Here is a 2,563-nt window from a genome sequence, read left to right as displayed (position 1 = left end):
CGCTCGCTGTTCCACCAGTAGCTCGGGCACGAGGTCGAGCAGCAGGCGCAGAGGATGCACTCGTAGAGGCCGTCGAGCTTCTCGCGATCCTCGTGGCTCTGCTTCCATTCCTTCTGCGGCGTCGGCGAGGTGGTCTTCAGCCACGGCTCGATCGAGGCATATTGCGCGTAGAAATTGGTGAGGTCAGGGACCAGGTCCTTGACGACCGGCTGGTGCGGCAGCGGGTTGATCTTGACCGCGCCGTCCTTCACGTCGTGCATCGACTTGGTGCAGGCCAAGGTGTTCTGGCCGTCGATGTTCATGGCACAGGAGCCGCAGACGCCTTCGCGGCAGGAGCGGCGGAAGGTCAGCGACGGATCGATGTGGTTCTTGATCCAGATCAGGCCGTCCAGCACCATCGGGCCGCAATCATGGGTGTCGATGTAATAGGTGTCGACGCTCGGATTCTTGCCGTCGTCCGGATTCCAGCGATAGACCTTGAACTCGCGGACCTCGGTGGCACCGGCCGGCTTCGGCCAGGTCTTGCCGCCTGATATCTGGGAGTTCTTTGGAAGCGCAAATTCAGCCATTGCAAAAGGCCTTCTTCGTTGTCCGGACAGAGAGAGGTGGGCGCTCAGTACACGCGCGCTTTCGGCGGAATGTACTGAACGTCGTTGGTCATGGTGTAGTTGTGCACCGGGCGGTAATCGATCCTGGTGTTGCCGTTCTGGTCGATCCAGGCCAGCGTGTGCTTCATCCAGGTCTTGTCGTCGCGATCCGGGAAATCCTCGCGGGCATGGGCGCCGCGGCTTTCGGTGCGGTTGCCGGCCGAATCCATCGTCACCACGGCCTGGACGATCAGATTGTCGAACTCCAGCGTCTCGACCAGATCGGTATTCCACACCAGCGAGCGGTCGGACACGGCGATGTCGCTGATGCCGCTATGCACCTTGTGGATCAGCTTGTGGCCTTCCTCCAGCACCTCGCCGGTGCGGAACACCGCGCAGTTGGTCTGCATCACGTTCTGCATGCTCTCGCGCAGCTTTGCAGTCGGCGTGCCGCCGGAGGCATAGCGATAGTGATCGAGCCGGCCGAGCGCCTTATCGGCGGAGTCCTTCGGCAAATCAGGCTGCTTGCCGTTCGGCGTCAGCTTCTCGGCCAGCCGCAGCGCCGCGGCGCGGCCGAACACCACGAGGTCGATCAGCGAGTTGGAGCCGAGGCGGTTGGCGCCATGCACGGAGACGCAGGCAGCCTCGCCGATTGCCATCAGGCCGGGCACGATCGCATTGTCGTCGCCATTGGCCTTGGTCAGCACCTCGGCGTGGAAGTTGGTCGGGATGCCGCCCATGTTGTAGTGCACCGTCGGCACGATCGGGATCGGCTCACGCGTCACGTCGACATTGGCGAAGATCTTGGCCGATTCGGAGATGCCGGGCAGGCGCTCGGCCAGCACTTTCGGGTCGAGATGGTCGAGATGCAGGAAGATGTGATCCTTCTTCTTGCCGACGCCGCGGCCTTCGCGGATCTCGATGGTCATCGCGCGCGAGACCACGTCGCGCGAGGCGAGGTCCTTGGCCGATGGCGCATAGCGCTCCATGAAGCGCTCGCCCTCGGCGTTGACCAGGTAGCCGCCTTCGCCGCGGGCGCCCTCGGTGACGAGGCAGCCCGAGCCGTAGATGCCGGTCGGGTGGAACTGCACAAACTCCATGTCCTGCATCGGCAGGCCGGCGCGCAGCGCCATGGCGCCGCCGTCGCCGGTGCAGGTGTGCGCCGAGGTGCAGGAGGCATAGGCGCGGCCGTAGCCGCCGGTGGCGAGGATCGTGGTCTGGGCGCGGAAGCGGTGCAAGGTGCCGTCATCGAGCTTGAGCGCGATGACGCCGCGGCAGGCGCCCTGGTCGTCCATGATTAGGTCGATGGCGAAGAACTCGATGAAGAACTCCGCGGCATGGCGCAGCGACTGGCCATACATGGTGTGCAGCATGGCGTGGCCGGTGCGGTCGGCGGCGGCGCAGGTGCGCTGCGCCTGGCTCTTGCCGAAATCCACCGTCATGCCGCCGAACGGGCGCTGATAGATCTTGCCGTCGTCGGTGCGCGAGAACGGCACGCCCCAATGCTCGAGCTCGTAGACCGCCTCGGGCGCGTTGCGCACCATGTATTCGATCGCGTCCTGGTCGCCGAGCCAGTCCGACCCCTTCACGGTGTCGTACATGTGCCAGCGCCAGTCGTCCGGGTGCATGTTGCCGAGGGAGGCCGAGATGCCGCCCTGGGCCGCCACGGTGTGCGAGCGGGTCGGGAATACCTTGGTGATGCAGGCGGTCCGCAGGCCCGCTTCGCTGCAGCCGACCACCGCGCGCAGGCCCGCGCCGCCGGCGCCGACCACCACGACATCGTAGGTGTGATCCTCGATGGGATAGGCTTTTCCATTGGTCGCAGGAGCGCCGCTCCCGCTGCCATTCGTATCGCCGGCCATGAACTACACTCCGGATGATAATTTTAAGATGGCGTAGATCGAGGCGAGCGCCACGGTCACGCAAAAGAAATTGTTCGCCATGATCGAGACCAGCTTCAGCCGCTCGCCATGGAC

At 64.7% G+C, this 2,563-nt stretch carries 2 protein-coding genes and 1 pseudogene; all 3 read right to left on the bottom strand.

Annotation, left to right across the window (positions count from 1 at the left end; all coding sequences use genetic code 11):
- On the bottom strand, positions 1 to 569 hold a 569-nt coding region (locus WA702_RS00870), incomplete at its 3' end, for a succinate dehydrogenase iron-sulfur subunit (RefSeq protein ID WP_425108635.1).
- Positions 570 to 613: 44 nt separating this feature from the next.
- Positions 614 to 2,449: a succinate dehydrogenase flavoprotein subunit gene (gene sdhA / locus WA702_RS00865; RefSeq protein ID WP_425108634.1), complete on the bottom strand. Its 1,836-nt coding sequence runs from the start codon at positions 2,447 to 2,449 to the stop codon at positions 614 to 616.
- A 3-nt stretch (positions 2,450 to 2,452) separates the two neighbouring features.
- Positions 2,453 to 2,563 (bottom strand): annotated as a pseudogene (locus WA702_RS00860) (succinate dehydrogenase, hydrophobic membrane anchor protein); the annotation flags it as partial.

This window comes from Bradyrhizobium sp., assembly GCF_049798375.1.
Classification (GTDB): Bacteria; Pseudomonadota; Alphaproteobacteria; order Rhizobiales; family Xanthobacteraceae; genus Bradyrhizobium.
This window is presented reverse-complemented; position numbering and strand designations above follow the sequence as displayed.

Bases quoted from the DNA above. Each gene is read 5' to 3' on its own strand.
- sdhA (WP_425108634.1), bottom strand. From the start codon at position 2,449: ATGGCCGGCGATACGAATGGCAGCGGGAGCGGCGCTCCTGCGACCAAT.